Raw genomic sequence first — 25843 nt, forward strand, 5'->3', positions numbered from 1 at the left:
CACCCCGCCTGCCACCTGATGACCCCCTTTCCCTTCCCTCGCTTTCCCTTCCCTTCCTCGGCGCTCTCCGCCGCACTCTCTCGATCTCCCTCCTCCGCCGTCGGCCCACCGCGACGGTGCGTCCGGCAGGTGGGAGAGGGGCGGCGGCGCCGGGCAGGGTGTTCCGTGAACCCGGTGTCCGCGTCGTCCGTGCATCAGAGTGTGGCCCCGCCCGCCAGGGCGTCCGCCCTCGTGTGATCTTGTGGGGGCCGGCCGGGCCGCACCCCGTGGCGAGGACGCGTCACAGGGCCGACGAGCCGGAGCGGCGACGGACGATAGGTCTAAACCAATTTGGGGCCGACCCTTGTCACCGAGCCCCCCGGTCTGATGAGCTGTGGCCTGGGACACAACGGACACCCTGGGAAAGGGAGATGTCGTGAGCAACGAAAGCCTGGCCAACCTGCTGAAGGAAGAGCGCAGGTTCGCGCCGCCCGCCGACCTGGCGGCGAACGCCAATGTCACCGCGGAGGCGTATGAGCAGGCCAAGGCTGACAGGCTCGGCTTCTGGGCCGAGCAGGCCCGCCGGCTGACCTGGGCCACCGAGCCGACCGAGACGCTGGACTGGTCGAACCCGCCGTTCGCGAAGTGGTTCGCCGACGGCAAGCTGAACGTCGCGTACAACTGCGTGGACCGGCACGTCGAGGCCGGCAACGGCGACCGCGTCGCCATCCACTTCGAGGGTGAGCCGGGCGACAGCCGTGCCATCACCTACGCCGAACTCAAGGACGAGGTCAGCCGGGCCGCCAACGCGCTGACCGAACTCGGTGTAGGCAAGGGCGACCGGGTCGCCGTCTACCTGCCGATGATCCCCGAGGCCGTCGTCGCGATGCTGGCCTGCGCCCGGATCGGCGCCGCGCACTCGGTGGTCTTCGGCGGCTTCTCCGCCGACGCGATCGCCACCCGCATCAAGGACGCCGACGCGAAGCTGGTCATCACCTCCGACGGCGGTTACCGCCGCGGCAAGCCCTCCGCCCTCAAGCCCGCCGTCGACGACGCGGTCAGCCGGGCCGACGGGGTCGACAAGGTGCTGGTCGTGCGCCGTACCGGCCAGGACGTCGCCTGGACCGAGGGCCGCGACGTGTGGTGGCACGACATCGTCGGCAAGCAGTCGGCCGAGCACACGCCGGAGGCGTTCGACGCCGAGCACCCCCTGTTCATCCTGTACACCTCCGGCACGACGGGGAAGCCCAAGGGCATCCTGCACACCTCCGGCGGCTACCTCACCCAGGCCTCGTACACGCACCACGCCGTGTTCGACCTGAAGCCGGAGAGCGACGTGTACTGGTGCACCGCCGACATCGGCTGGGTCACCGGACACTCGTACATCACCTACGGACCGCTCTCCAACGGCGCGACGCAGGTCATCTACGAGGGCACCCCGGACACCCCGCACCAGGGCCGGTTCTGGGAGATCGTGCAGAAGTACGGCGTGACGATCCTCTACACCGCACCCACCGCGATCCGCACGTTCATGAAGTGGGGCGACGACATCCCCGCGAAGTTCGACCTGTCCTCGCTGCGCGTCCTCGGCTCGGTCGGTGAACCGATCAACCCCGAGGCCTGGATGTGGTACCGCAAGCACATCGGATCCGACAAGACGCCGATCGTCGACACCTGGTGGCAGACCGAGACCGGCGCGATGATGATCGCTCCGCTGCCCGGCGTCACGGAGACCAAGCCCGGCTCTGCCCAGCGCGCACTGCCCGGAATCGCCGCCACCGTCGTCGACGACGAAGCCAACGAAGTACCGAACGGCGGCGGCGGCTACCTGGTGCTGACCGAGCCGTGGCCGTCGATGCTGCGCACCATCTGGGGCGACGACCAGCGCTTCCTCGACACGTACTGGTCGCGCTTCGAGGGCAAGTACTTCGCCGGTGACGGCGCGAAGAAGGACGACGACGGCGACATCTGGCTGCTGGGCCGCGTCGACGACGTGATGCTCGTGTCCGGCCACAACATCTCCACCACCGAGGTCGAATCCGCCCTCGTCTCCCACCCCTCGGTCGCCGAGGCCGCGGTCGTGGGCGCCGCGGACGAGACCACCGGACAGGCCATCGTCGCGTTCGTCATCCTGCGCGGCACCGCGTCCGCCGAGGACGAGAACCTCGTCGCCGACCTGCGCAACCACGTCGGCACCACCCTCGGCCCGATCGCCAAGCCCAAGCGGGTCCTCCCGGTCGCCGAACTGCCCAAGACCCGCTCCGGCAAGATCATGCGCCGCCTGCTGCGCGACGTCGCCGAGAACCGCGCGGTCGGTGACGTCACGACCCTCGCCGATTCCACGGTGATGGACCTGATCCAGGCCAAGTTGCCGGCAGCGCCCAGCGAGGACTGACGCGGGACTTTTTCCCCTAAGGCCGCCCAAAAGGGGTGGCGGGGCATCCGGTTTCCGGAGCTCCGCCACCCCTTCCGCGTCTTTCGGCACCTCTGGCTCGGTTACGAGCACCCCGGCTCGATTCCCGTGCCTCGCGGTCGGTTCCAGGCCCTGTCGGTCAGCTCCGGGCACCCGAGCGCGATCGGAGCGACCAGCGCGGCGTCACGCCGTCACGTGTCCGCTTTACCCGTAATGTGAAGACGCCCGGTGCCGACCCGGGCCGCACTTTGGGTACGGTAGTAAGCAAAACGTCAAAGACGCGACAAGATCCATCATGGTGTGCCGGGAAGTCTGGTCGGCGAGTGCTCAGTCCTGCCTGCCGACCGGAGGTCCTCACCGTGACCGCGCCCCGCACCAGCACCCGTAAGTTCTTCGGACGGATGTCCCTGCCCGAACGCAACTTCGTCGCGGAGGCGTTGCGCACCGAGACCGTCGGCGGCGTTCTCCTGCTGATCGCGGCGATCGTCGCGCTGATCTGGGCCAACACCCTGCAGGACAGCTACGCGAGCGTCTCGCACTACCACTTCGGACCCGCCGCGCTCGGACTCGACCTGTCCGTGGCGCACTGGGCGGCCGACGGCCTGCTCGCCGTGTTCTTCTTCGTCGCCGGAATCGAGCTGAAGCGCGAACTGGTCGCCGGGGACCTGCGCGACCCCAAGGCCGCACTGTTGCCCGTGGCCGCCGCGGTCTGCGGCATGGCCGTCCCCGCGGTCGTCTACACCCTGACCAACGTGGTCGGCGGCGGCTCCCTCGACGGCTGGGCCGTCCCCACCGCCACCGACATCGCCTTCGCGCTCGCCGTACTCGCCGTCATCGGGACGTCGTTGCCGTCCGCGCTGCGCGCCTTCCTGCTCACCCTCGCCGTCGTCGACGACCTGTTCGCGATCCTGATCATCGCGGTCTTCTTCACCGACTCCATCAACCTCCCCGCACTCGGCGGGGCCGTCGTCGGCCTCGGCGTCTTCTGGCTGCTGCTGCGCAAGGGCGTCCGCGGCTGGTACATCTACGTGCCGCTCGCCCTCGTCATCTGGGGGCTGATGTACAACAGCGGCATCCACGCCACCATCGCCGGTGTCGCGATGGGCCTGATGCTGCGCTGCCATCCGCTCGAAGGCGAGGACCACTCCCCCGGCGAGCACATCGAACACCTGGTGCGCCCGGTGTCGGCAGGCCTGGCCGTCCCCCTGTTCGCCCTGTTCAGCGCCGGCGTCTCGATCTCCGGCGGAGCCATCGGCGACGTCTTCACCCGGCCCGAGACCCTCGGCGTCGTGCTGGGACTCGTCGTCGGCAAGGCCGTCGGCATCTTCGGCGGCACGTGGCTGACGGCCCGGTTCACCCGCGCCTCGCTCAGCGACGACCTCGAATGGGCCGACGTCGGCGCCGTCGCCACCCTCGCCGGAATCGGCTTCACCGTCTCGCTGCTCATCGGCGAACTCGCCTTCGTCCGCAACACGGCCCTCACCGACGAGACCAAGGCGGCCGTGCTGATCGGCTCGCTCATCGCGGCCGTGTTCGCCACGGTTCTGCTGAAGATACGGAACGCCAAGTACCGTGCGCTGTGCGAGGCGGAGGAGCGCGACGAGGATCTCGACGGCATCCCCGACATCTACGAACAGGACAACCCGGCGTACCACCTGCGCATGGCCGAGATGTACGAGCGGAAGGCCGCGGAACACCGCAGGCTTGCCGAAGTGGCGGGTGGGGCAAGCGAGGGGAACGACGGTCCGGCATGATCTGACAGGACCGCACAAACACATGCAGAAGAGGGAGATCGCGATGAGTGCACCCGACGGCAGCCCGGTCGGCGCCGAACGCAGCATCGGCCAGTTGTTCGCCTCGGCGACGACCGAGATGTCCGCGCTGGTGCACGACGAGATCGCACTGGCGAAGGCGCAGCTCAAGCAGGACGTCAAGCGCGGAGCGGTCAGCGGCGGCGCGTTCTCCGCGGCCATCGGCGTGCTGATCTTCTCCCTGCCGATGCTCAGCTTCGCGCTCGCCTACGGCATCCGGACCTGGAGCGACTGGAACCTCGCGATCTGCTTCCTGCTGTCGTTCGCGGCGAACGTGCTGGTCGCGGCCGTCCTCGCACTGATCGGCCTGTTCTTCGCGAAGAAGGTCAAGAAGAGTCAGGGCCCGCAGAAGGTGGCCGCCTCCGTGAAGGAGACAGCGGGTGTCCTGCCGAACGCCAAGCCGCACCCCCGGCCCGCGCCGGTCGAGGACGCCGTCAAGGCTGTGGCACGCTCGTCCTCATGACGGACCCCGCCACACCTTCGGCCCAACCCGCCTCGGCCGTTCGGATCGAAATTCCCGGACGCACGGTGACCCATCGGGACGTGGCCGCCAACGGCGCGCGCTTCCACATCGCCGAGGTCGGCGACGGCCCGCTCGTCCTGCTGCTGCACGGCTTCCCGCAGTTCTGGTGGACCTGGCGGCACCAGCTGGGAGAGCTCGCCGACGCCGGGTTCCGGGCGGTCGCCATGGACCTGCGCGGCGTCGGCGGCAGCGACCGCACCCCGCGCGGCTACGACCCCGCCAACCTCGCCCTCGACATCACCGGGGTCATCCGGTCCCTGGGCGAGCCCGACGCCGCGCTGGTCGGGCACGACCTGGGCGGCTACCTGGCGTGGACCGCGGCCGTCATGCGGCCCAAGCTGGTCCGCCGGCTCGCCGTATCGTCCATGCCGCATCCACGGCGCTGGCGGTCCGCGATGCTCTCCGACGTCCGGCAGACCACGGCGGGCTCGTACATCTGGGGGTTCCAGCGTCCCTGGATCCCCGAGCGCCAACTCGTCGCCGACGAGGGCGCCCTGGTGGGCCGTCTGGTCCGGGAGTGGTCGGGTCCGCGGCAACCGGACGACGAAGCCGTGGAGACCTACCGTCGGGCCATGTGCATCCCGTCGACCGCGCACTGCTCCGTCGAGCCGTACCGCTGGATGGTGCGGTCCATGGCCCGCCCGGACGGCATCCAGTTCAACCGGCGCATGAAGCGGCCCGTGCGCGTGCCGACCCTGCATCTGCACGGCTCGCTCGATCCGGTGATGCGGACACGCAGCGCGGCGGGCTCCGGCCAGTACGTCGAAGCGCCGTACCGCTGGCGGCTGTTCGACGGGCTCGGGCACTTCCCGCACGAGGAGGATCCGGTCGCCTTCTCCACCGAACTGATCAACTGGCTGAAGGATCCGGAACCCGATCGGTGACCTGAGAGTCACCCCTGCGGAACCGTCCGGACACGGGCCGTATCGCGCCGGTCGCGGGGACGGTGAACACCTGTCCTTCGAACAGCCAATTGCCTGACGCATAGGCCAATTGAGGGCTCCGCGCGAGGTTATGGACCTTGGGGCCCGGGCAGACGTCGGGGTATGGGCTGGACGCACGACTACAGTGACGCAGCACGCAATCGCCGCTCGGCCTCGGGTCTGAGCTCCCATCAGAGGGGCACCCCGCAGCTGACGGGTGTCGATCCTCGCGTGGGGATTCCGCACATTCTGCGCCGCCGGGCCCGCTGGGTCTCGGTACGGCTCCGCCATCCCCGCGGCTGACGCCCCGACCGTCGGTCAGAGCGCGCAGCTGTCGCTGTCCACCTGCTGATTGGCCGTCCGCCCCTTGGCGATGTCCTTCTGGATCTCGTCCGCGGTGAGCGCGTAGCCGGTGTCGGCGTCGTCCAGCGACTTGGCGAAGACCACTCCGTACACCTTGCCCTCGGGTGTCAGCAGCGGTCCGCCGGAGTTGCCCTGACGGACCGTCGCGTACAGCGAGTAGACGTCGCGGCGCACCGTCTTGCGGTGGTAGATGTCCGGCCCGTTGGCCGTGATGCGGCCCCGCACGCGCGCCGGCTGCACGTTGTACGAGCCGTTCTGCGGGAAGCCCGCCACGATCGCGCTGTCCCCGCTGCTCGCGTCCTCGGTGCTGAACCGCAGGGCGGGCGCCTTCAGGTCCGGTACGTCGAGGACGGCGATGTCGCGCTCCCAGTCGTACAGGACGACCTTCGCGTCGTACTTCCGGCCCTCTCCGCCTATCTGGACCGTCGGCTCGTCGACCCCGCCGACCACGTGCGCGTTGGTCATCACCCGGCGGTCGCCGAAGACGAATCCGGTGCCTTCGAGGACCTTGCCGCAACTCTGGGCGGTCCCCATGACCTTGACGATGGAGCGCTGCGAGCGCGCGGCCACGGGGCTGGCGGCGAGCGCCGGGTCCGGGGGCCGGACCTCCGTGATGGGTTCGTTGGCGAAGGGGCTGAACACCTGCGGGAAGCCGTTCTGCGCGAGGACCGAGGAGAAGTCGGCGAACCAGGTGTTGGCCTGTGAGGGCAGCGCCCGGGACACGCCGAGGAGCACCTTGGAGCTGCGGACCTCCTTGCCGAGCGTCGGCAGCGTCGTGCCCGCGAGGGCCGAACCGATCAGCCAGGCCACCAGGAGCATCGCCAGGACGTTCACGAGGGCGCCGCCCGTCGCGTCCAGGGCGCGGGCCGGGGACCAGGTGATGTACCGGCGGAGCTTGTTGCCGAGATGGGTGGTGAGCGCCTGGCCGACGGAGGCGCAGACGATCACGACCACCACGGCGACGACGGCCGCGCTCGTGCTCACCTTGCTGTCCGCGGTCGCCCAGCCCCAGATCACCGGGAGCAGATAGACGGCGACGAGGCCGCCGCCCAGGAAGCCGATCACCGACAGGATGCCGACGACGAAGCCCTGGCGATAGCCCACGATCGCGAACCACACGGCGGCGACCAGCAACAGGATGTCCAGCACATTCACGGAGGTCACCTTGTCATGCGCGCCAGTCGAGCGGGACCTGCTTCTCGCGGTCCCACGGGCGCTCCCAGCCCGCGTAATGCAGGATCTTGTCGATCACCCCGGCCGTGAAGCCCCAGACCAGGGCCGATTCGACCAGAAATGCGGGGCCTCGGTGTCCGCTGGGGTGCACGGTGGTCGCACGGTTGGCCGGGTCCGTGAGATCCGCCACGGGGACCGTGAAGACGCGGGCCGTCTCACCCGGGTCGACGACTCCGACCGGCGTCGGCCGGCGCCACCACCCGAGGACCGGGGTCACCACGAAGTGGCTCACCGGGATGTACAGCTTCGGCAGGACGCCGAAGAGCTGGACACCGCTCGGGTCGAGGCCTGTCTCCTCCTCGGCTTCGCGCAGGGCGGCGCGCAGCGCGCCCTCGCCCGCCGGGTCGCCGTCCTCGGGGTCGAGGGCGCCGCCGGGGAACGACGGCTGCCCGGCGTGTGATCTGAGGGTGCCGGCGCGCTCCATGAGCAGCAGCTCGGGGCCGCGCGCGCCCTCGCCGAACAGGATGAGCACGGCGGACTGGCGCCCCGTGCCGTTCGTCGGCGGCAGGAAGCGGCTCAGCTGGAGCGGTTCGACCGTCTCCGCGGCGTGCGCGACCGGATCCAGCCAGTCGGGCAGTCCTTCTCTGGAGAGCTGCACCTGTCCGTCCTGCGTGTTGCTCGCGTCCCGTGTGTTGCCCGTGCGCGTCATCGCCACCCCCGTTCTGCTGTTCCCAACGCCCGCCGGGGCCGAGTTCGTTCCGTCATCCGGCGCCCAGTGGGGGTGCGGGGATGCCTCCCGCGTCCAGATAGGACTGCGGGGGGTTGAGCCGCTGGCCGGGGAAGCCGCCCTTCTCGTACTTCAGGAGCTTCCTGGCCTTCTCCGGATCGGTCTCGCCCTCCCCGTACGCCGGGCAGAGCGGGGCGATGGGGCAGGCGCCGCAGGCCGGCTTGCGGGCGTGGCAGATGCGGCGGCCGTGGAAGATCACGTGGTGCGACAGCATCGTCCACTCGCTCTTCGGGAAGAGCTCGCCGACGGCGGCCTCGATCTTGTCCGGCTCGGTCTGCTCGGTCCACTGCCAGCGCCGCACCAGCCGCTGGAAGTGGGTGTCCACGGTGATCCCGGGCCGCCCGAACGCGTTGCCGAGCACGACGAAGGCGGTCTTGCGGCCCACTCCGGGCAGCTTCACGAGGTCTTCGAGCCGTCCGGGCACCTCTCCCCCGAAGTCGTCCCGCAGGGCCTTGGAGAGCCCTATGACCGACCTGGTCTTGGCCCGGAAGAACCCGGTCGGGCGCAGGATCTCCTCGACCTCCTCCGGGTTGGCCTCGGCGAGGTCCTCGGGTGTCGGGTACTTGGCGAAGAGCGTCGGCGTCGTCTGGTTCACCCGGAGGTCGGTGGTCTGTGCGGACAGCACGGTGGCCACGATCAGCTGAAAGGGATTCTGGAAGTCCAGCTCCGGGTGGGCGTACGGATACACCTCGGCGAGCTCGCGGTTGATCCGGCGGGCCCGGCGCACGAGAGCGGTGTGCGACTCGTCGCGCGGCGGCGCGGCGACGGCGGGCTGCCCGGGCGGGGCCTTCTTGGCGGCGGCTTTCTTGGCTGCGGTCTTCGCGGGCGCGGTCTTCTTCGCCGCGGCCTTCACGGGCGCGGCCTTCGTTCCGCCGGTGCTCGCAACCGCCGCCTTCTTGGCTGCGGCGGACGCGGTCTTCGCGGGCGCGGTCTTCTTGGCCGCCGCCTTCGCGGCCGCCGCCTTCTTGGCTACGGCTTTGTCGGGCGCCGCCTTCTTCGAAGCGGACTTCTTGGACGCGGCCCCTGACGAGGCGGCCTTCTTGGCAGCACTCCCCAGGGAAGCTGATTTCTTGGCGGCACCCCTCGCGGCGGCAGCCGTCTTGGCGGCCGCACTCCCCGCGGGAGCGGCCTTCCCGGAGACATCCTCCACAGGAGCACCCTTCTTGGAGACCGCCTTCTTGGAGGCTGTCTTAGTGGCCGTCACCTTCTTGACGGCCTCTTTCACCGGTGTCCGCTTCGCCCTTTTTGTCGGCTCTTTGGTTCCGTCGGGGATCTGTTCGCCCACAGCGGAATCACGACGTACAACCATCCGCTCAGCCCCCTAGGCCTGTGCTCTCACCGGCGATTTGGACACCCGGCCAGCCTAGAGCCCGGCACCGACATCCGCCCCGGACCCTGAAGATCGGCCCCCAATTGGCCCCCTGCCGCACTCGTTGGGACGCCAGTGCGGCAGACTTGTGACTGATCACACTGTTTGGACCGTCCGGCAAGATGGGGAACACGGTCCCCTGGTACCAAGGGGGAACAAGATCCCCTGAGCAGGTCGACAAGGAGAGAACTCGTGGACGACGTTCTGCGGCGCGCCCCGCTCTTCGCGGCGCTCGATGACGAGCAGGCCGCGGAGCTCCGCGCCTCCATGAGTGAGGTGACGCTCGCGCGCGGCGATGCTCTCTTCCATGAAGGGGACCCCGGAGACCGCCTCTACGTGGTCACCGAGGGCAAGGTGAAGCTGCACCGCACCTCCCCCGACGGACGCGAGAACATGCTGGCCGTGCTCGGCCCCGGTGAGCTGATCGGCGAGCTGTCGCTGTTCGACCCGGGCCCGCGTACGGCGACCGCCAGCGCCCTCACCGAGGTCAAGCTGCTCGGCCTCGGCCACGGCGACCTCCAGCCGTGGCTCAACGCACGCCCCGAGGTGGCCGCCGCCCTGCTGCGCGCCGTCGCCCGGCGCCTGCGCAAGACCAACGACCAGATGTCCGACCTGGTCTTCTCCGACGTGCCCGGCCGTGTCGCCCGCGCCCTCCTCGACCTCTCGCGCCGCTTCGGCGTGCAGTCGGAAGAGGGCATCCACGTGGTGCACGACCTCACGCAGGAGGAGTTGGCCCAGCTGGTCGGCGCCTCCCGAGAGACCGTCAACAAGGCACTCGCCGACTTCGCGGGCCGCGGCTGGCTCCGCCTGGAGGCCCGCGCGGTGATCCTGCTCGACGTGGAGCGGCTCGCCAAGCGCTCGCGCTGACGCCTTTGCCCGTACGTCTACGGGGCCCGTCTCTACCGGAGACCGGGCCCCGTTGCCGTTGGGGAGTCCCCAGCCGTTGAGGAGTCCTAGATGAGCCCGTGCTCCCGCAGGTACTCCATCTGCGCCCGGACCGAGAGTTCGGCGGCGGGCCACAGGGAGCGGTCCACGTCCGCGTAGACGTGCGCGACGACCGCTTCCGGGGAGCGGTGTCCGTCCTCGACCGCCGTCTCCACCTGGGCGAGCCGATGGGCGCGGTGGGCGAGATAGAACTCGACCGCCCCTTGCGCGTCCTCCAGGACGGGCCCGTGCCCGGGCAGCACCGTGTGGACGCCGTCGTCGACCGTGAGGGACCGGAGCCGGCGCAGCGAGTCGAGATAGTCGCCCAGGCGGCCGTCGGGATGGGCCACCAGCGTCGTCCCCCGACCCAGGACGGTGTCCCCGGTCAGCACGGCCTGATCGGCCGGGAGATGGAAGCACAGCGAGTCGGCGGTGTGCCCCGGCGTGGCGACGACGACGAGTTCGAGCCCGCCGACGCCGATCACCTCGCCCGGAGCGAGCCCCTCGTCGCCCAGCCGCAACGCCGGGTCCAGGGCCCGCACCTTCGTGCCGGTCAGCTCGGCGAACCGCCCGGCGCCCTCCGCGTGGTCGGGGTGTCCGTGCGTCAGGAGGGTCAGCGCGACGCGTTTTCCGGCCTTCTCGGCCGTGTCCAGCACGTTCCGCAGGTGGACGTCGTCCAGGGGGCCCGGGTCGATGACCACCGCGAGCTCGGAGTCCGGCTCGGACACGATCCACGTGTTCGTGCCGTCCAGGGTCATCGCGGAGGCGTTGGGGGCGAGGACGTTCACCGCGCGCGCGGTGGCGGAGCCCGAGAGGACACCGCCTCTGGGCTGTCCGGGGAGGGCGGCTGCGTCGGTCATGCGGAGGCTCCGCCCGTCGGGATGTGCTTGGTGAACTCGTCGTGCCCGGGCCACGAGAGGACGACCTCACCGTCCTCCAGGCGCGCCTGGGCCAGGACGGGGGTCATGTCGCGTTCCGCCGCCGCGGCGAGGGCGTCGGCGGCGCTCTCGCGCTCCACGACGCCCCGCAGCGTCGCGATGGTGGGCGGCATCATCAGGAGCTCGCCCTTGTCGTATCCGGCGGCCGCGTCGGCGGGGCGGATCCACACGGTCCGGTCGGCTTCCGTCGAGGCGTTGCGCGTGCGCTGACCCTCCGGGAGGACGGCCACGAAGAACCACGTGTCGTAACGCCGGGACTCGAACTCGGGGGTGATCCACCGGGCCCAGGCCCCGAGCAGGTCCGAGCGGAGCACGAGGCCCCTGCGGTCGAGGAACTCGGCGAAGGACAGGTCCCTGGCGACCAGGGCGGCCCGGTCCGCCTCCCAGTCGTCACCTGTCGTGTCCCCGACCACGGTGTCCGGGCCGGGTCCTGCGAGCAGGACGCCCGCCTCCTCGTACGTCTCGCGTACGGCCGCGCAGACGATGGCCTGCGCCGAGGCCTCGTCCACTCCGAGTCGCTGCGCCCACCACGCGCGCGTGGGGCCCGCCCAGCGGATCTGCTGCTCGTCGTCGCGGGGGTCCACGCCGCCGCCCGGATACGCGTAGGCGCCTCCGGCGAAGGCCATGGAGGCGCGTCTGCGCAGCATGTGCACCACAGGGCCGCTCTGGCTGTCCTTGACCAGGATCACGGTGGCCGCGCGCCGGGGTGTGACCGGCGTCAGCGTGCCCTCGGTGAGAGCCCGGATCCGATCCGGCCACTCCGCCGGAAACCACTGCCCATTCCCCATGGCCGGAGGCTATCCCGAGCCGGGCGGATGTTCGAGACCCCACCGCCCCACGAGCACTTTTCGCCCCCTGGGCCCCCATCCCCGGGGCTCCGCCCCGGACCGCGCACCTCAGACACCGGAGGGGCGGGGTCCGGGGCGTACAGGCGCGGCCCCGATCCGCTGAGCGGACCGGGGCCGCAAGCGCACCCTCGCAACACCTGGAGGGCTACGCGTGCGTGAGTTCCACCTGGATCTCGACCTCGACCGGCGCGTCCAGCGGCAGCACGGCCACCCCGACCGCGCTCCGGGCGTGCACGCCCTTCTCGCCGAGCACCGCGCCCAGCAGCTCGCTCGCGCCGTTCAGCACGCCCGGCTGCCCGGTGAAGTCCGCCGCGGAGGCGACGAAGCCCACGACCTTCACGACCCGCGCGATGCGGTCCAGGTCGCCCACGACCGACTTCACGGCCGCCAGGGCGTTCAGCGCGCACGTCCGGGCCAGCTCCTTGGCCTCCTCGGCCGTGACCTCGGCGCCCACCTTCCCGGTGACCGGCAGCTTTCCGTCCACCATCGGAAGCTGGCCGGCGGTGTACACGTACACGCCCGACTGCACGGCCGGCTGGTAGGCCGCCAGCGGCGGGACGACGCCGGGCAGCTTCAGGCCGAGCTCGGCGAGCTTCGCCTCGACCGCCCCGCTCATGCGGACTTCTCGCGCTTCAGGTAGGCCACCAGCTGCTCGGGGTTGTTCGGCCCGGGCACGACCTGGACGAGCTCCCAGCCGTCCTCGCCCCAGGTGTCCAGAATCTGCTTCGTGGCATGGACGAGCAGCGGCACGGTTGCGTATTCCCACTTGGTCATATGGCCGACTGTAGCCGCTGCCGAGGACCACCCACCGCCCCAGGCGACCCACCACATCCGGCCACATCGCCCCGTTCCGCGCGCAGCTTGTCCACAGCCTCCTGCTTACTCCGGCCGCGGACTGGTTAGGCTCGAATACGTGAGCAGGCTCCAGGTCGTCAGCGGCAAGGGCGGTACCGGCAAGACCACGGTGGCCGCAGCCCTAGCGCTCGCCCTCGCGACAGAGGGCAAGCGCACCCTCGTCGTGGAGGTCGAGGGCAGACAGGGCATCGCGCAGCTATTCGAGACGGAGGCGCTGCCCTACGAGGAGCGGAAGATCGCCGTCGCTCCGGGCGGCGGGGAGGTGTACGCCCTCGCCATCGACGCGGAACTGGCGCTGCTGGACTACCTCCAGATGTTCTACAAACTGGGCGGCGCCGGCCGGGCCCTCAAGAAGCTCGGCGCGATCGACTTCGCGACCACCATCGCGCCCGGTGTGCGGGACGTCCTCCTCACCGGCAAGGCCTGCGAGGCGGTGCGGCGCAAGGAGAAGAGCGGCCGCTTCACGTACGACTACGTGGTGATGGACGCGCCCCCGACGGGCCGCATCACCCGCTTCCTGAACGTGAACGACGAGGTCGCCGGACTCGCGAAGATCGGCCCGATACACAACCAGGCCCAGGCCGTCATGCGGGTTCTCAAGTCTCCGGAGACGGCGGTCCACCTGGTGACGCTGCTGGAGGAGATGCCCGTACAGGAGACCGCGGACGGGATCGCGGAACTGCGCGCCGCGAAACTCCCCGTGGGCCGGATCGTCATGAACATGGTGCGCCCCGCGCTCCTCGACGGCACCGATCTGGCCCTCGTGGAGACCGCGCCGCGCACGGCGATCGCCAAGTCGCTCTCGTCGGCCGGCCTCGGCGGTGCGCGCCGCGGCGGACTGGCCGAGCGGCTGGTGGACCCGCTGCTCGAACAGGCGGAGGAGTACGCCGAGCGGCACGCCCTGGAGACCGAGCAGCGCAGCGTGCTGGCCGAGCAGGGTCTGCCCCTGCACGAACTGCCGCTGCTCGCCGAGGGCATGGACCTGGCCGGCCTGTACCAACTGGCCGCACAGCTGCGGAAGCAAGGGATGTCATGAGTCTGGACCCCGCTCGTGTCCTCGACCTCGACCCGCTGCTCGACGACCCCACGACCCGCATCGTGGTGTGCTGCGGCTCGGGCGGCGTCGGCAAGACGACCACGGCGGCGGCTCTCGGCCTGCGTGCCGCGGAGCGCGGCCGCAAGGTCGTCGTCCTCACCATCGACCCCGCGCGCAGGCTGGCGCAGTCCATGGGCATCGACTCGCTCGACAACACCCCGCGCCGGGTGAAGGGCGTCGAGGGCAGCGGAGAGCTGCACGCGATGATGCTCGACATGAAGCGGACGTTCGACGAGATCGTCGAGGCGCACGCGGACGGCGAGCGGGCGACCGCCATCCTGAACAACCCCTTCTACCAGTCGCTTTCGGCGGGCTTCGCGGGCACGCAGGAGTACATGGCGATGGAGAAACTCGGCCAGTTGCGGGCGCGCGACGAGTGGGACCTGATCGTGGTCGACACCCCGCCGTCCCGCTCCGCGCTGGACTTCCTGGACGCCCCGAAGCGCCTCGGTTCCTTCCTGGACGGGCGGCTGATCCGGCTGCTGACGGCGCCGGCGAAGCTGGGTGGCCGGGCGGGCATGAAGTTCCTGAACGTCGGGATGTCGATGATGACCGGCACCCTGGGCAAGCTCCTCGGGGGCCAACTCCTCAAGGACGTACAGACGTTCGTGTCCGCGATGGACACCACCTTCGGCGGATTCCGCACCCGCGCGGACGCCACGTACAAGCTGCTCCAGGCGCCCGGCACGGCCTTCCTCGTGGTGGCGGCTCCGGAGCGGGACGCTTTGCGGGAGGCGGCGTACTTCGTCCAGCGGCTGGCCGCCGAGGACATGCCGTTCGCGGGTCTGGTGCTCAACCGCGTGCACGGGAGCGGAGCGGCCCGGTTGTCCGCCGAGCGGGCGCTCGCCGCCGCGGAGGATCTTGATTCGGCCGTGTCGGAGGACGAGGAATCCGCCACCGCGGAAAATCTTGACGCGGCCCGCATTGTCGATCAGGGGGACGGGAAAGCTGGACTTCGTAACTCTCCCGACACGTACGGCAGTTCAGATTCCACGGCTTCCGAGACAGCAGCTCCTGACGAAGGCTCCCCCGACGCCCCGCCCAGGACGGCCGCCACGGACAGCACCCCCGACACGGACGGGACCGCCGCCACGGACCCCGAGCGCTCCGTCGACCAGCTCACCGCAGGCCTGTTGAGGCTGCATGCCGAGCGCATGCAGCTGCTCTCCCGCGAGCAGCGCACGCGGGACCGCTTCACCGCGCGCCACCCCGAGGTGGCGGTGGCGGAAGTGGCGGCGCTGCCCGGCGATGTACACGATCTGGCGGGACTGCGGGACATCGGGAACCGGCTCGCGGCCCACAAGCCGGAGCTGCCCGAGAGTTGAGCAGGCGGCAACCGTCGCCTTCAGGGCGCTCGAAGCAGGACGCGTAGAGCACCTTGGCCCCCCACGGCGCTGCGGATTGCCGAAGGGTGCTCCGGACGCCCGGACGGACCCCGGGCAGCCTGACCGCACCGCGCACTTCGCCCGGTCGGCACGCCTCAGCGGCGCGAGGGGCGAAGGGTGGCACATCCCACCCCGCGCGCCCGGACCTTCCCGCCCGGACACGCACCGTCTCGGCTCGGCACCGCGAACACTCCACGGTCACCTCGGCGTCTCGGACACCGCAGCGCCCCGGCCGTCTCGACGTCTCCTGCGGGGCACCTCGGGATCCGGTCGCCCGGCGGGCGACCGCGAACGGCCCTCAGCCCACCGCCGCGTAGCGCTCGTACACCTCTTCCTCGTCCAGAGGGAGCAGGCCCGCCCCGCGCTCGTACTCGGTACGCGCGGTCTCCAGCAGGCGACGCCACGAGGTGACCGTCGGCCGGCGGCGCAGCAACGCGCGGCGCTCCCGCTCGGTCATGCCACCCCACACGCCGAATTCGACGCGGTTGTCGAGCGCATCGGCGAGGCACTCCGTGCGTACCGGACATCCGGTGCACACTGCCTTGGCCCTGTTCTGCGCTGCTCCTTGAACGAACAGTTCATCCGGATCGGTAGTGCGGCAGGCCGCCTGCGCACTCCAGTCGGTTACCCAGCCCATACCGGCGCCGTCCTCTCCCGAATCGAGGCTCCCCCACGGCGGCAGCGGCATATTCACCGCCGCCAGTTGAGGACGTTACGGAAGGCGGGCACAGCGCAACACCCCCTTCGGGCCCAATCTTGAATGGCCCGAACGGACTATGCGTAAGCGGCAGATCACCCGGGGGAGTGAGCTGAGGACATGCCTGACTATCCCGGCAAACCGGGACAGTTCAGTTGAGTCACAACGGACGCCGGGTGACACACAAGGCTGATTCGGACACGCCCTCCACAGAAATCGTGGAACCTCCGGAACGATTCGGGGTCGCCGGACGTATTGATACGTAGCCGCACTGCTGTGACAGTTGAGAGCAGCTTAGGCCAAGGCATATACGCGTGTCCGGCGAATGAGAACGTAGGCTGCCCTCATGCCAAAGAAGCGCTCGGGCGGTGGTCTGTCCCCTACGCAGCAGGCCGCCAAGTTCCTCGGTGTCAGCGTGCTCGCGGGCGCCGTCATGGCCGGAATCGCCCTGCCCGCCGCCGGCGCGCTCGGCCTCGCGGCCAAGGGTTCCGTCCAGGGGTTCGACGACATTCCGGACAACCTGAAGAGTCCCGCGCTGAGCCAGCGGACCACGATCCTGGACAGCAAGGGCGGTCAGATCGCGACGGTCTACTCGCGCGACCGCACGGTGGTCGACCTCAAGGACATGTCGCCGTACATGCAGAAGGCGATCGTCGCGATCGAGGACTCGCGCTTCTACCAGCACGGCGCCGTCGACCTGAAGGGCATCCTGCGCGCGGTCAACCAGAACGCGCAGAACGGCGGAGTGGCCCAGGGCGCCTCCACCCTGACCCAGCAGCTGGTGAAGAACTACTTCGTGGAGGAGGCCGGCGACGACCCGACGAAGGTCGCGCAGGCCACCCAGCAGACCATCGGCCGCAAGATCCGCGAGCTGAAGTATGCGATCCAGCTGGAAGAGAAGCTGGGCAAGAAGAAGATCCTCGAGAACTACCTGAACATCACGTTCTTCGGGGAGCAGGCCTACGGAGTCGAGGCCGCCGCCCAGCGCTACTTCTCCAAGCACGCCAAGGACCTGAACCTCCAGGAGTCGGCGCTCCTCGCGGGCATCGTCCAGTCGCCCAGCCGGTACGACCCGGTCAACGACGAGGAAGAGGCCACCAAGCGCCGCAACACCGTCCTGGAGCGCATGGCCGAGGTGCACGACATCTCCCAGGAAGAGGCCGACAAGGCCAAGGCGGCCAAGCTCGGGCTGCACGTCAGCGAGCCGAAGAACGGCTGCATCACGGCGGTCGCGGGCGCCAGCTTCTTCTGCAAGTACGTGGAGAACGTCTTCAAGAGCGACCCGGTCTTCGGCAAGACGCGGGAGGCCCGCGCCAAGGTCTGGAACCAGGGCGGCCTGACGATCCGTACGACGCTCGACCCGCAGGCCCAGGAGTCGATCCAGACCTCGATAAAGGATCACGTCAACAAGTCCGACAAGGTCGCGGCGGCGGGCACCCTGGTCGAGCCGGGCACCGGCAAGATCCTCGGGATGGGCCAGTCGAAGCCGTACGGCTACGGGAAGAACGAGACCGAGTACAACTACTCGGTGAACTACGGCATGGGCGGCTCGAACTTCGGCTTCCCGACCGGTTCGACGTTCAAGCCGTTCGTGGCCGCGGCGGCGCTGGAGCAGGGCAAGCCGGCGACGCAGCAGTACTCGTCACCGAACAAGATGCCGTACCCCAGCCCCGTGCAGACCTGCGGCAGCAAGCCGTGGACGAACCAGTCGAACGAGGTCGTCCCGAACGAGAGCGCCTCCGAGGTCGGTCCCTACCGGCTGAAGGAGGCGATGGCGAAGTCGGTCAACACCTACTTCGTGCAGATGATCTCCGACATCGGCCTGTGCCCGGTGATCAACCAGATCGACAAGCTCGGCGTCGTGCAGGGCAACGGCGACAAGCTCCCCCAGGTGCCGTCCATCGCCCTGGGCGCCAAGGGCATCTCGCCGCTCACGATGGCCACGGCGTACGCCGCCTTCGCGTCCCGCGGCATGTACTGCACGCCGGTCGCCATCGAGTCGATCAGTCAGCAGATCGGTGAGCGCGAGAAGTCCCTCGAAGTACCCAAGTCGACGTGCTCGCGGGCCATGTCGGAGAAGACCGCGGACACCGTCAGCACCCTGCTGAGCGGCGTGATCGACTCCGGTACGGGCCAGCAGGCCGGCCTCACGGACCGCGCCAACGCCGGTAAGACGGGTACCACCGACGAGCGCAAGAACGCCTGGTTCGTCGGCTACACGCCGAACCTGTCCGGCGCCGTCTGGGTCGGCAGCGCCTCCCAGCGGGTCCACATGGTGGGCATCTCGATCGGCGGCGTCTACCACGACAAGGTCTACGGCGGTGAGGTCCCCGGACCGATCTGGCGGGACCTGATGACGGGCGCGCTCGTCGGCAAGGAAGCCCCCTCCTTCAACAAGGTCGACATCCCCGACCTCGACAAGGACAAGGACAAGAACCGGGACAAGGGCGGCGACGACGGCAACAACGGGAACCCTAACGGCAATACGGGCGGCAACGCCAACGGCGGGGCCACTTTCGGGAACACCATCAGCGGCCAGAGCGACGGTGGCGGGACGATCCCGACGCCTTCCTTCTCCATCCCCGAGGGATTCATCCAGGGGAACAGCAACAGCGGTACCGGGAACGGCGGCAACGGAGACGGCGGCCAACGCTGACCCGTACGCCCTGACGTTCAGGCGTCCCGACGTCCCGGCTTCGGTCATGGAAAAGGGCACCTTCGCGGCGGAGGAAGCGGCACACGCGCTTCCCGCTCCGCCTCGAAGGTGCCCTTTTCCGCTGCCGTACCCACGGTCGCCGCTCGTCCCTCATCCAGGACGAGGACGCCCGCGAAGGCGCGGACCCGTGAAGGATCAGCCCGCGAGCAGCTGCTTCACGATGGCGGCGACGCGGCCGCCCTCGGCCTGACCGGCCACCTTCGGGTTCACGATCTTCATGACCTGGCCCATGGCACGCGGCCCCTCGGCGCCCGCCGCCTTCGCCTCCTCGACCGCCTGGGCGACGATCTGCTGAAGCTCCTCGTCGGACAGCTGCTTGGGCAGGTACGCGGCGAGCACCACACCCTCCGCCCGCTCCCGCTCGGCCGACTCGGCACGCCCGCCCTGCGCGAAGGCCTCGGCCGCCTCACGGCGCTTCTTCGCCTCGCGCGTGATCACCTTCTGCACTTCGTCGTCGGAGAGCTCGCGCTTGGTCTTGCCCGCGACCTCCTCGTTGGTGATCGCGGAGAGGGTGAGCCGGAGCGTCGAGGAGCGCAGCTCGTCGCGCCCCTTGATCGCGGCGTTGAGGTCTTCCTGCAACTTCGACTTGAGCGTGGTCATGCCGCCAAGTGTCGCAGGTGCGGTGAGGTGGCCGCCCGTTGATTTCGCCGCGCGCCCGAAGGGCACCCAACGCCCGGCGGGCGGAAGCCGCAGGGTTTCGTACGGGGTTGTCCACAGGGGGGCACGCGGACTTGGCGGGGTCTGACACGATGGACGTATGCGCGCGCGATACGGAGTACCCCTGGGAATCACGGCGGTGGGCGCCGCCGGTCTGCTCTACTCGGCAGGGTTCGAGGCCCGTTCCTTCCGCCTCCGGCGGGTGACGGTCCCGGTCCTGCCGCCGGGCATGCGACCGCTGCGCGTCCTGCAGGTCTCCGACATCCACATGGTGAGCGGGCAGCGCAAGAAGCAGCGCTGGCTGCGTTCCCTGGCCGGCCTGCGCCCCGACTTCGTGATCAACACCGGGGACAACCTGTCGGACCCCGAGGGCGTGCCCGAGGTCCTGGACGCGCTGGGCCCCCTGATGGAGTTCCCGGGGGCGTACGTCTTCGGTTCGAACGACTACTACGGCCCCAAACTTCGCAACCCCGCCCGGTACTTGTTCGAGAAGGCCCAGGGCCGTCACGGGCTGAACGGCAACAAGCCGGCGGTGAGCGCCATCCACAACCCGTGGGAGGACCTGCGGGACGGCTTCGACACCGCGGGCTGGCTGAACCTGACGAACACCCGGGGCACGCTGAAGATAGAGGGCTCGGCGATCGAGCTGACGGGCCTCGACGACCCGCACATCAAGCGCGACCGGTACGCGCGCGTGGCCGGCGGCCCGTCCGAGTCCGCCGACTTCTCGATGGGCGTCGTGCACGCCCCGTACCTGCGCACCCTGGACGCGTTCACCGCCGACGGCTACCCCCTGGTCCTGGCGGGCCACACCCACGGCGGCCAGCTCTGCCTCCCCTTCTACGGCGCCTTCGTGACCAACTGCGACCTCGACACGGACCGCGTCAAGGGTCTCTCCACCCACACGGCAGAGGGGCGGACCTCGTACATGCACGTCTCAGCCGGCTGCGGCACGAACCGCTACACCCCGGTCCGCTTCGCGTGCCCGCCTGAGGCGTCGCTGCTCACGTTGGTGGAGCGGAAGTAGCGGGGCGGAGGTAGCGGGGCGCAAGTAGGAGACGCGGGGGACCATCAAGGTCCGGCCGGGCATCCCCGAGAGGGCGGTCAGGCGCGTCCGCGCCGGAGTCCGGGCGGCCCCGGCGCGTCCGTGCCGGAGTACGGACGGACCGGGCCCCTCGGACCGGAGCCCGCTCGGACCGGAGCCCCCTTCGCTCCACCCCCCGACACCCACTCGCCGCATCCCATATCGCCCGATTCGACCCATCCGCTTAGCGTGGGGCCATGATCACCCCCATGCCCCGGGACATACCCGATCTCCCCGCGATACCGGGTATCTCTCCGCCGATCGTCTCCTTCGTCCCGGCGACGGCGGTCGTCACGCCCACGCGCCGCCTCTTCACGGCGGTCTTCCGCATCCTCGTGGCCCTGGCGGCGGTGGCCGGCGTGGCCATCGACGTGAAGCTGGGCACCCCGGTCCGGGTGCTGAGCTATTTCACGATCCAGACCAACCTGCTCGTCGCCGTGGTCTTCGTGGCGTCGGCCCACCGCGCCTGGTCGGCCCGCCGCCCCCTGCCCGGAGTACTGACGGGCGGCACGCTGATCTACATCTCGATCACGGGCCTGGTGTACCACCTGCTCCTGGCGAACGAGTCCACTCCGTTCTCCATGACCGGAGGCGTCGACACCCTCTCCGGCTGGCACGCGGTGGCGAACCACCTCCTGCACACGGTGACGCCGGTTGCCGTGGCGCTCGACTGGCTGCTGCTGACACGGCCCGCCCCGCTGGCGTTCCGGAACGCGGTGACCTGGCTGCTCTACCCGCTCGCCTACCTGGTGTTCTGCCTGGTCCGCGGGGCGGTTATGTCGCCGGGGAGCCCGGCGCGCTATCTCTACCCGTTCGTCGACGTGGACCGCCACGGTTACACCGGGGTCCTCGGCAATACCGCCATCCTCGGCGTCGCCTTCTACGCCCTGGCCCTGCTGATCGTCGCGGTCGACCACGTCCGCCCGGACCCGGTCCGACGCCGCGCACGAAGCCTCGGAAACCGGATTTCGTCTCCCGGCGCCAGTGGGCTAAAGTAAACGACGTCGCCGCGAGAGCAGCGACGATCGGGGTGTAGCGCAGCTTGGCAGCGCGCTTCGTTCGGGACGAAGAGGTCGTGGGTTCAAATCCCGCCACCCCGACAGCTAAATCGCAGGTCAGGCCCGGTGCTGAGAAATCAGCACCGGGCCTGTCTCGTTCTCCAGGGGCTCTGGAGAAATCCGGGAGAAGATCTTGGAATACCGGCCCCAGCAGCACCGGTTGCCACGGCCTTGAGCCTCGCCCCAAGAAGTCGTGGAGCGCGACGCTCAGCGCCGGGTGACTCATCGCCAACGAGCCATCGGCCAAGCCCGTTCAGCCGGGCCCAGAGCTCGCCAGGGGGACTGGGGTACGAGCTGCACCTCACCGCGCGCGCCCCGTCGGCGCCGCGAGGTGCCAGGCGCCGCTCGCGTGCGAGGTCTACGACGCCATGTACGCGCGGGAGATGCCGGCGTGGCTGGGCCCGTAGGGTCGCGTCCGCTCCCTGAGGAAATCCTGTGCGGCCGTGAACTCTTCGCGGGGCAGCGGGGAACAACGGGTGACACGCTCGACCCCACCCGCTGACGGAGGACCCGTGACCGGACCACCGGCGCTCGATCCCGGTGACGAACGCGACGGCCATGTCATCGCGCAGTCCCTGGAACATCCGGAGCTGTTCGCCCGGCTCTACGACCGGTACGCACCCGACATCCACCGGTACGCGGCCCGGCGTCTCGGCGACCACGCGGCGGACGACGTCACGGCCGACACGTTCCTGACCGCGTTCCGGGTGCGTGCCCGCTGCGACGCCTCGCGGGCCAGCGCCCGGCCCTGGCTGTACGGGATCGCCGCGCACCTCATCGGCAAGCAGCGCCGGAAGGAAGTACGCGGTCTGCGTGCGCTGGCCAGGACCGGCCACGACCCCGTCGCGGCCGGCTGGGTCGAGGACACCGCGGACCTGGTCGCCGACCGCGCCCCGCTCGCGGACGCGCTCGCCGCGCTGTCCGCCGCCGACCGGCATGTGCTGCTGCTCGTGGCCTGGGCCGACCTGCCCTACCAGGAGGTCGCCGAGGCGCTCGGCATACCCGTCGGGACCGTGCGGTCCCGGCTCAACCGGGCCCGCCGCAAGGTACGGGCCGCGCTGGGTGCCGACCCGGCGTTTCGGGGCGAAGTGGCGGAGGTGGTCCGGCCGTGAACGTGGACGAGATGAAGGACGTACGCGAGTTCCGGGCCGGGGCGCCGAAGCCCGACCGGGCACGGCTCGCCAAGGGTCGGGACCGGCTGAGCAGTGCCGCGGAGCGTGGCCGGGGACGCAGGCTGCGGGCCGACTGGCGGCTCGCAGCGGTCGGAGCCGCCGCCGCGCTCACCGCGGTGGCCGTGCTGGCCTACGGCCTCGGAGGGGGCGGTCACAGTGGTGCGGAGCGCACGGTGCCGGCTACGACGCGGACGGTGCCTGGTTCGGTGAAGGAGGTGCTGGAGCGGGCCGCCTCCACGCTGGAGCGGGCCGATCCGGGGCCCACACCGCACGCGGGCCAGTGGATCTACGAGAAGGAGCTCTCGGCCACTCCCGGAATGTGGCCCAAGAGCACCACCCAGCCCGAGCCGGAGCCAAAACCCCGGGAGCGCTGGGTGCGGTACGCGGACCCGCGCTTCGAGAACGGCAAGGAGGGCGACGACCGCTCCATGCGCGAACGCCTCCGCTTCCTCGACGAGCTGCCGGACGACCCGGCCGCAGTCCTGAAGAAGGTCCGCGCCTACTACCCGTCCGGGAAAGGCAGCACCCAGTCCGAGGGGGAGCAGGACATGAGTGGGCTGCGTGTGCTGTTCGCGTCCCAGCCCATCCCGCCACAGACGCTCGCCAAGATGTACCGCGCGCTGGCCACGGTCCCCGGCGCCGAGGTCACCGACCACCTCGTGCGGGACCTCGCCGGCCGGGACGCCATCGCAGTCGGGCACGACGACAAGGGACAGAAGATCCGCCGCGAGATCCTGATCGACCCGCACACCTACCAGTACCTCGGCGACCGGTGGGTCGTGGTCAAGGACCACAAAGTTTCGTTCCCGGGCGCCGACGACATCCCTGACCGGCCCTGGAAGGCGGGCGACCTCATGTTCCAGAACGCGCTCCTGGCCGCGGGAGTCGTCGACCACAAGGGCGACCGCCCCTGACATCCGGCGGGGGCGCCGAAGCCGTTCGGCAGCAGTTCAGAGGGCCCTTACCGGGTAGGTAGGGGCCCTCTGACGTTGTCGCGTGTCCTTCCGGGCGGCCGGCCCTCCGCGGCGCGGCCGGAGCTCACCCCCTCAAGCCTCCAGCCAGGCCCTCCGGTGCCGGGCGACGCTGTGGATCCTGGTGACCTGGGAGGGGGTCCAGATGCCGGTCAGGGGGGCCAGGGCTGAGACTTCGCGTTCTCGGTAGACCCTCACCTTGAGTTGGGTCGCCTCGACCTTCAGGTCGGTGATGCCGACGAAGACGAGGACCGGCTCGACCGGGACGGGGAATCCGCAGTAGTGGCCGAGGACGCGTTGGACGCGCTCCGCTTCGGAACGGCTCGTGCGGGCGTACGGCCGGGGGTCGCCGTTGTCGACCTTCACGGCGTCGTCGCCGACCCAGACCGGCTTGCCCGGATGGTTCTTGGTGTTGATGCTGAAGACCCCGCCGGGCCCGATCAGGAGGTGGTCGAGATCCACGTCCCCGGGCAACGGGATGGAGTGCAGGACGTGCCATCCGTGCCGCCGCAGCCGGTCGAGTTCGGCGCCGACGCGGCGTCCGCCCTCCGCGCCCTTGCGCCACGAGTCCCCGTCGGCCGGGCGCCCGAGTATGCGGGCCAGGGCCCGTGTCACGGGACCGGCCGCGGACTCGTCGGTCCTCGGCCGAAGCGCCGTGCCAGGGGCGTTCTCCGCCAGGTCGTCGGGTGGGGTCAGGGGTGGCAGGAGGGGGGTCGGGTGGTGGGGGGTCGGGTGGTGCGGGGTCGGGTGGTGCGGGGTCGGGCGGTGGGGGGTCGCCGCCACTGCCTGCGGTGCCTCCGATGCCTGCGCTGCCCGGGCTGCCTCCGATGCAGGCGCTGTTTCCGGTGCCTGCGCCGGCTTCGATGCCGGCGCCGCCTCCGGGGCCGGACCTCTGTGCAGGCCGCCTTGGAGCCGGCGGATGTCCGGCGCCGCCCGGCGGGACGATGGCCCCTCACGGAACGGTGCTCCCGCGTGCGACGGTGCCCCCTCACGAGACGGGGCCCCCGCGTGCGACGGTGCCGGTGACTCCTGCCTTCCCGGTAAGTGCGGTGCGAGTACGGACGTCACCGGCTCCAGGTACTCCGTGCGCAGGACGGTGATCGTGCCCGTCGTGCAGTCGGCCCAGCCCACTGCCGTGCCGTCGGGAAGATTGGCGTAGAGACGGTCGTGCCCGAACCGCCTCCATCGAACGACTGTGAGCTGAAGCATGGTTGCCCCCTCTGACCTCGTCGGTGCCGATGTCGACATGGCAGCAGCGTGAGGACGGCACGCACAAGGGCGCGCTGGGGGCGGGCGGTTCCTCGCCCGTCGAACGAATCGTGAGGGCCGGGCGAGAAGGTGCTGGGCAGAGGCCCCGTCACACGATGGCGACCGGGCCCCCGCCGTGCCCCCCTCAGGCGAACTGGCCCGGGCGGTAGCTGCCCGCCGGCTGCTGGACCATGACGTTGCCCCGGTTGAAGGCGTTGATGAGAGAGATGACGCAGACCAGGGTGGCGAGTTGCTCCTCGTCGTAGTACTTGGCGGCGTTCGCCCAGCACTCGTCCGTGACCCCGCCCGCCGCGTCGGCGATGCGGGTGGCCTGCTCCGTCAGCTCCAGGGCCGCGCGCTCGGCGTCGGTGAACACCGTGGCCTCACGCCAGGCCGCGACGAGGTTGAGGCGTACCGACGTCTCCCCGGCGTGCTCGGCGTCCTTGGTGTGCATGTCGGTGCAGAAACCGCAGCCGTTGATCTGGCTGGCGCGGAGCTTCACCAGTTCCTGCGTCGCGGCCGGCACGGTGGAGTCCGCGAGCGCCCTGCCCGCCGCGGTGAGGTGCTTTCCGAACTTCGCGGCGACCGGGCTGGCGAACAGGTTCAGACGGGCTTCCATGGCTTCTCCTAGGTCACGTGTGCCGCACATGCGGTGGCTTCCGTGGTGCTTCGACCCCTTGGACGGAACGGACCCCGTCCGTTGTGACATCGCCGCCTGTGACCCGCGTCCCGCCCCGGCGGACCGAGCGACGACGGGCGGATCTCATCCGGCACTGGAACCGCCTGGGCCAGTGCGGCAGTCTTCTCTCCCGTGGTGAACCTTCCGTCTCCGAGCGCCTCGCCCGACACCGCC

24 protein-coding genes and 1 tRNA gene are annotated in these 25843 nt (G+C 70.2%); 14 read left to right on the forward strand and 11 right to left on the reverse strand.

Translation table 11 applies throughout. The features are described 5' to 3' along the window. Positions 1 to 373 precede the first annotated feature (373 nt). From acs to ABZT74_RS00235, 5 genes are all read left to right on the forward strand, one after another. Positions 374 to 2374: an acetate--CoA ligase gene (gene acs / locus ABZT74_RS00215; protein WP_356170544.1), complete on the forward strand. Its 2001-nt coding sequence runs from the start codon at positions 374 to 376 to the stop codon at positions 2372 to 2374. Positions 2375 to 2751: 377 nt separating this feature from the next. Beyond that, positions 2752 to 4146: a Na+/H+ antiporter NhaA gene (nhaA, locus tag ABZT74_RS00220; protein ID WP_356432579.1), complete on the forward strand. Its 1395-nt coding sequence runs from the start codon at positions 2752 to 2754 to the stop codon at positions 4144 to 4146. A 43-nt stretch (positions 4147 to 4189) separates the two neighbouring features. Further along, positions 4190 to 4666, forward strand: coding sequence for a phage holin family protein (locus ABZT74_RS00225; RefSeq protein ID WP_164372865.1), 477 nt, complete (start codon positions 4190 to 4192; stop codon positions 4664 to 4666). Next, positions 4663 to 5610 carry an alpha/beta hydrolase gene (locus ABZT74_RS00230; protein ID WP_355884542.1) on the forward strand — a complete coding sequence of 316 codons (948 nt, stop codon included), beginning with the start codon at positions 4663 to 4665 and terminating at the stop codon, positions 5608 to 5610. The genes ABZT74_RS00225 and ABZT74_RS00230 overlap by 4 nt, the downstream gene beginning before the upstream one ends. Before the next feature lie 162 nt (positions 5611 to 5772). Then, positions 5773 to 5952 (forward strand): hypothetical protein, encoded by a 180-nt coding sequence (locus ABZT74_RS00235; protein WP_356432581.1) that lies wholly within the window; start codon positions 5773 to 5775, stop codon positions 5950 to 5952. A 15-nt stretch (positions 5953 to 5967) separates the two neighbouring features. On the opposite strand, the gene ABZT74_RS00240 is transcribed toward ABZT74_RS00235, so the two are convergent. The 3 genes from ABZT74_RS00240 to nth are packed head-to-tail and all read right to left on the reverse strand — an operon-like array spanning position 5968 to position 9029. Further along, positions 5968 to 7167, reverse strand: coding sequence for a MarP family serine protease (locus ABZT74_RS00240; protein ID WP_355884539.1), 1200 nt, complete (start codon positions 7165 to 7167; stop codon positions 5968 to 5970). 13 nt (positions 7168 to 7180) lie between these two features. After that, complete coding sequence (locus tag ABZT74_RS00245; RefSeq protein ID WP_356432584.1) at positions 7181 to 7894, reverse strand: CoA pyrophosphatase; 714 nt, start codon at positions 7892 to 7894, stop codon at positions 7181 to 7183. Between the two features lie 52 nt (positions 7895 to 7946). Then, positions 7947 to 9029: an endonuclease III gene (gene nth, locus ABZT74_RS00250; protein WP_356433015.1), complete on the reverse strand. Its 1083-nt coding sequence runs from the start codon at positions 9027 to 9029 to the stop codon at positions 7947 to 7949. Positions 9030 to 9533: 504 nt separating this feature from the next. On the opposite strand from nth, the gene ABZT74_RS00255 reads away from it, so the two are divergent. Then, on the forward strand, positions 9534 to 10208 hold the full coding sequence (locus ABZT74_RS00255) for a Crp/Fnr family transcriptional regulator (protein ID WP_016642758.1): 675 nt from the start codon (positions 9534 to 9536) through the stop codon (positions 10206 to 10208). An 86-nt stretch (positions 10209 to 10294) separates the two neighbouring features. Here ABZT74_RS00255 and ABZT74_RS00260 read toward each other — a convergent pair whose 3' ends face one another. From ABZT74_RS00260 to ABZT74_RS00275, 4 genes are all read right to left on the reverse strand, one after another. After that, a complete protein-coding gene (locus ABZT74_RS00260; protein ID WP_356432587.1) occupies positions 10295 to 11125 on the reverse strand; it encodes an MBL fold metallo-hydrolase in 831 nt (276 codons plus the stop codon). Next, a complete protein-coding gene (locus tag ABZT74_RS00265) occupies positions 11122 to 11991 on the reverse strand; it encodes an NUDIX hydrolase (protein WP_355884533.1) in 870 nt (289 codons plus the stop codon). Before ABZT74_RS00265 ends, ABZT74_RS00260 begins: the two co-directional genes overlap by 4 nt. Before the next feature lie 205 nt (positions 11992 to 12196). Next, positions 12197 to 12667: a RidA family protein gene (locus tag ABZT74_RS00270; RefSeq protein WP_355884531.1), complete on the reverse strand. Its 471-nt coding sequence runs from the start codon at positions 12665 to 12667 to the stop codon at positions 12197 to 12199. Continuing rightward, the gene (locus ABZT74_RS00275) at positions 12664 to 12825 is read right to left on the reverse strand and encodes a DUF4177 domain-containing protein (RefSeq protein ID WP_075033571.1); all 162 of its coding nucleotides are present in this window, start codon (positions 12823 to 12825) and stop codon (positions 12664 to 12666) included. The genes ABZT74_RS00270 and ABZT74_RS00275 overlap by 4 nt, the downstream gene beginning before the upstream one ends. Positions 12826 to 12964: 139 nt before the next feature. Between ABZT74_RS00275 and ABZT74_RS00280 the strand changes: the two genes are divergently transcribed. Both ABZT74_RS00280 and ABZT74_RS00285 read left to right on the forward strand, forming a co-directional pair. Beyond that, positions 12965 to 13942: an ArsA-related P-loop ATPase gene (locus tag ABZT74_RS00280; RefSeq protein ID WP_355880349.1), complete on the forward strand. Its 978-nt coding sequence runs from the start codon at positions 12965 to 12967 to the stop codon at positions 13940 to 13942. Continuing rightward, a complete protein-coding gene (locus ABZT74_RS00285) occupies positions 13939 to 15327 on the forward strand; it encodes an ArsA family ATPase (RefSeq protein WP_356170564.1) in 1389 nt (462 codons plus the stop codon). The genes ABZT74_RS00280 and ABZT74_RS00285 overlap by 4 nt, the downstream gene beginning before the upstream one ends. A gap of 358 nt (positions 15328 to 15685) precedes the next feature. On the opposite strand, the gene wblA is transcribed toward ABZT74_RS00285, so the two are convergent. Beyond that, positions 15686 to 16024 carry a transcriptional regulator WblA gene (wblA, locus tag ABZT74_RS00290; protein WP_028799159.1) on the reverse strand — a complete coding sequence of 113 codons (339 nt, stop codon included), beginning with the start codon at positions 16022 to 16024 and terminating at the stop codon, positions 15686 to 15688. Positions 16025 to 16430: 406 nt separating this feature from the next. Here wblA and ABZT74_RS00295 point away from each other — a divergent pair, with 406 nt between their 5' ends. Further along, entirely contained in the window at positions 16431 to 18740 is a 2310-nt protein-coding gene (locus ABZT74_RS00295; RefSeq protein ID WP_356170567.1) for a transglycosylase domain-containing protein, read from the forward strand. A 195-nt stretch (positions 18741 to 18935) separates the two neighbouring features. On the opposite strand, the gene ABZT74_RS00300 is transcribed toward ABZT74_RS00295, so the two are convergent. Beyond that, positions 18936 to 19400: a GatB/YqeY domain-containing protein gene (locus tag ABZT74_RS00300; protein ID WP_355880341.1), complete on the reverse strand. Its 465-nt coding sequence runs from the start codon at positions 19398 to 19400 to the stop codon at positions 18936 to 18938. Between the two features lie 157 nt (positions 19401 to 19557). Here ABZT74_RS00300 and ABZT74_RS00305 point away from each other — a divergent pair, with 157 nt between their 5' ends. From ABZT74_RS00305 to ABZT74_RS00325, 5 genes are all read left to right on the forward strand, one after another. Beyond that, a complete protein-coding gene (locus ABZT74_RS00305; RefSeq protein WP_356432591.1) occupies positions 19558 to 20484 on the forward strand; it encodes a metallophosphoesterase in 927 nt (308 codons plus the stop codon). Positions 20485 to 20738: 254 nt separating this feature from the next. Further along, entirely contained in the window at positions 20739 to 21539 is an 801-nt protein-coding gene (locus ABZT74_RS00310) for a Pr6Pr family membrane protein (RefSeq protein WP_356432594.1), read from the forward strand. 28 nt (positions 21540 to 21567) lie between these two features. Further along, positions 21568 to 21641, forward strand: a tRNA-Pro gene (locus tag ABZT74_RS00315). Positions 21642 to 22111: 470 nt separating this feature from the next. Then, positions 22112 to 22711 carry a sigma-70 family RNA polymerase sigma factor gene (locus ABZT74_RS00320; protein WP_356432597.1) on the forward strand — a complete coding sequence of 200 codons (600 nt, stop codon included), beginning with the start codon at positions 22112 to 22114 and terminating at the stop codon, positions 22709 to 22711. Beyond that, positions 22708 to 23685 (forward strand): CU044_5270 family protein, encoded by a 978-nt coding sequence (locus ABZT74_RS00325; protein WP_356432600.1) that lies wholly within the window; start codon positions 22708 to 22710, stop codon positions 23683 to 23685. Before ABZT74_RS00320 ends, ABZT74_RS00325 begins: the two co-directional genes overlap by 4 nt. A 132-nt stretch (positions 23686 to 23817) precedes the next feature. Here the strand turns inward: ABZT74_RS00325 and ABZT74_RS00330 are convergent, their stop codons facing one another. Beyond that, positions 23818 to 24357 (reverse strand): nuclease-related domain-containing protein, encoded by a 540-nt coding sequence (locus tag ABZT74_RS00330; RefSeq protein WP_356432603.1) that lies wholly within the window; start codon positions 24355 to 24357, stop codon positions 23818 to 23820. Between the two features lie 778 nt (positions 24358 to 25135). Then, positions 25136 to 25609: a carboxymuconolactone decarboxylase family protein gene (locus ABZT74_RS00335; RefSeq protein ID WP_356432606.1), complete on the reverse strand. Its 474-nt coding sequence runs from the start codon at positions 25607 to 25609 to the stop codon at positions 25136 to 25138. Between the last annotated feature and the right edge of the window lie 234 nt (positions 25610 to 25843).

The sequence above is a fragment of the Streptomyces sp. NPDC005302 genome (assembly GCF_040607345.1).
In the GTDB taxonomy this organism is placed as follows: domain Bacteria; phylum Actinomycetota; class Actinomycetes; order Streptomycetales; family Streptomycetaceae; genus Streptomyces.

What these genes read in the sequence shown, in the direction of transcription:
- ABZT74_RS00225 (WP_164372865.1), top strand. Translation starts at nt 4,190, where the DNA reads ATGAGTGCACCCGACGGCAGCCCGGTCGGCGCCGAACGCAGCATCGGC.
- ABZT74_RS00230 (WP_355884542.1), top strand. Translation starts at nt 4,663, where the DNA reads ATGACGGACCCCGCCACACCTTCGGCCCAACCCGCCTCGGCCGTTCGG.
- ABZT74_RS00235 (WP_356432581.1), top strand. Translation starts at nt 5,773, where the DNA reads ATGGGCTGGACGCACGACTACAGTGACGCAGCACGCAATCGCCGCTCG.
- ABZT74_RS00245 (WP_356432584.1), bottom strand. Translation starts at nt 7,894, where the DNA reads ATGACGCGCACGGGCAACACACGGGACGCGAGCAACACGCAGGACGGA.
- ABZT74_RS00260 (WP_356432587.1), bottom strand. Translation starts at nt 11,125, where the DNA reads ATGACCGACGCAGCCGCCCTCCCCGGACAGCCCAGAGGCGGTGTCCTC.
- ABZT74_RS00265 (WP_355884533.1), bottom strand. Translation starts at nt 11,991, where the DNA reads ATGGGGAATGGGCAGTGGTTTCCGGCGGAGTGGCCGGATCGGATCCGG.
- ABZT74_RS00270 (WP_355884531.1), bottom strand. Translation starts at nt 12,667, where the DNA reads ATGAGCGGGGCGGTCGAGGCGAAGCTCGCCGAGCTCGGCCTGAAGCTG.
- ABZT74_RS00275 (WP_075033571.1), bottom strand. Translation starts at nt 12,825, where the DNA reads ATGACCAAGTGGGAATACGCAACCGTGCCGCTGCTCGTCCATGCCACG.
- ABZT74_RS00285 (WP_356170564.1), top strand. Translation starts at nt 13,939, where the DNA reads ATGAGTCTGGACCCCGCTCGTGTCCTCGACCTCGACCCGCTGCTCGAC.
- wblA (WP_028799159.1), bottom strand. Translation starts at nt 16,024, where the DNA reads ATGGGCTGGGTAACCGACTGGAGTGCGCAGGCGGCCTGCCGCACTACC.
- ABZT74_RS00295 (WP_356170567.1), top strand. Translation starts at nt 16,431, where the DNA reads ATGCCAAAGAAGCGCTCGGGCGGTGGTCTGTCCCCTACGCAGCAGGCC.
- ABZT74_RS00300 (WP_355880341.1), bottom strand. Translation starts at nt 19,400, where the DNA reads ATGACCACGCTCAAGTCGAAGTTGCAGGAAGACCTCAACGCCGCGATC.
- ABZT74_RS00305 (WP_356432591.1), top strand. Translation starts at nt 19,558, where the DNA reads ATGCGCGCGCGATACGGAGTACCCCTGGGAATCACGGCGGTGGGCGCC.
- ABZT74_RS00310 (WP_356432594.1), top strand. Translation starts at nt 20,739, where the DNA reads ATGATCACCCCCATGCCCCGGGACATACCCGATCTCCCCGCGATACCG.
- ABZT74_RS00335 (WP_356432606.1), bottom strand. Translation starts at nt 25,609, where the DNA reads ATGGAAGCCCGTCTGAACCTGTTCGCCAGCCCGGTCGCCGCGAAGTTC.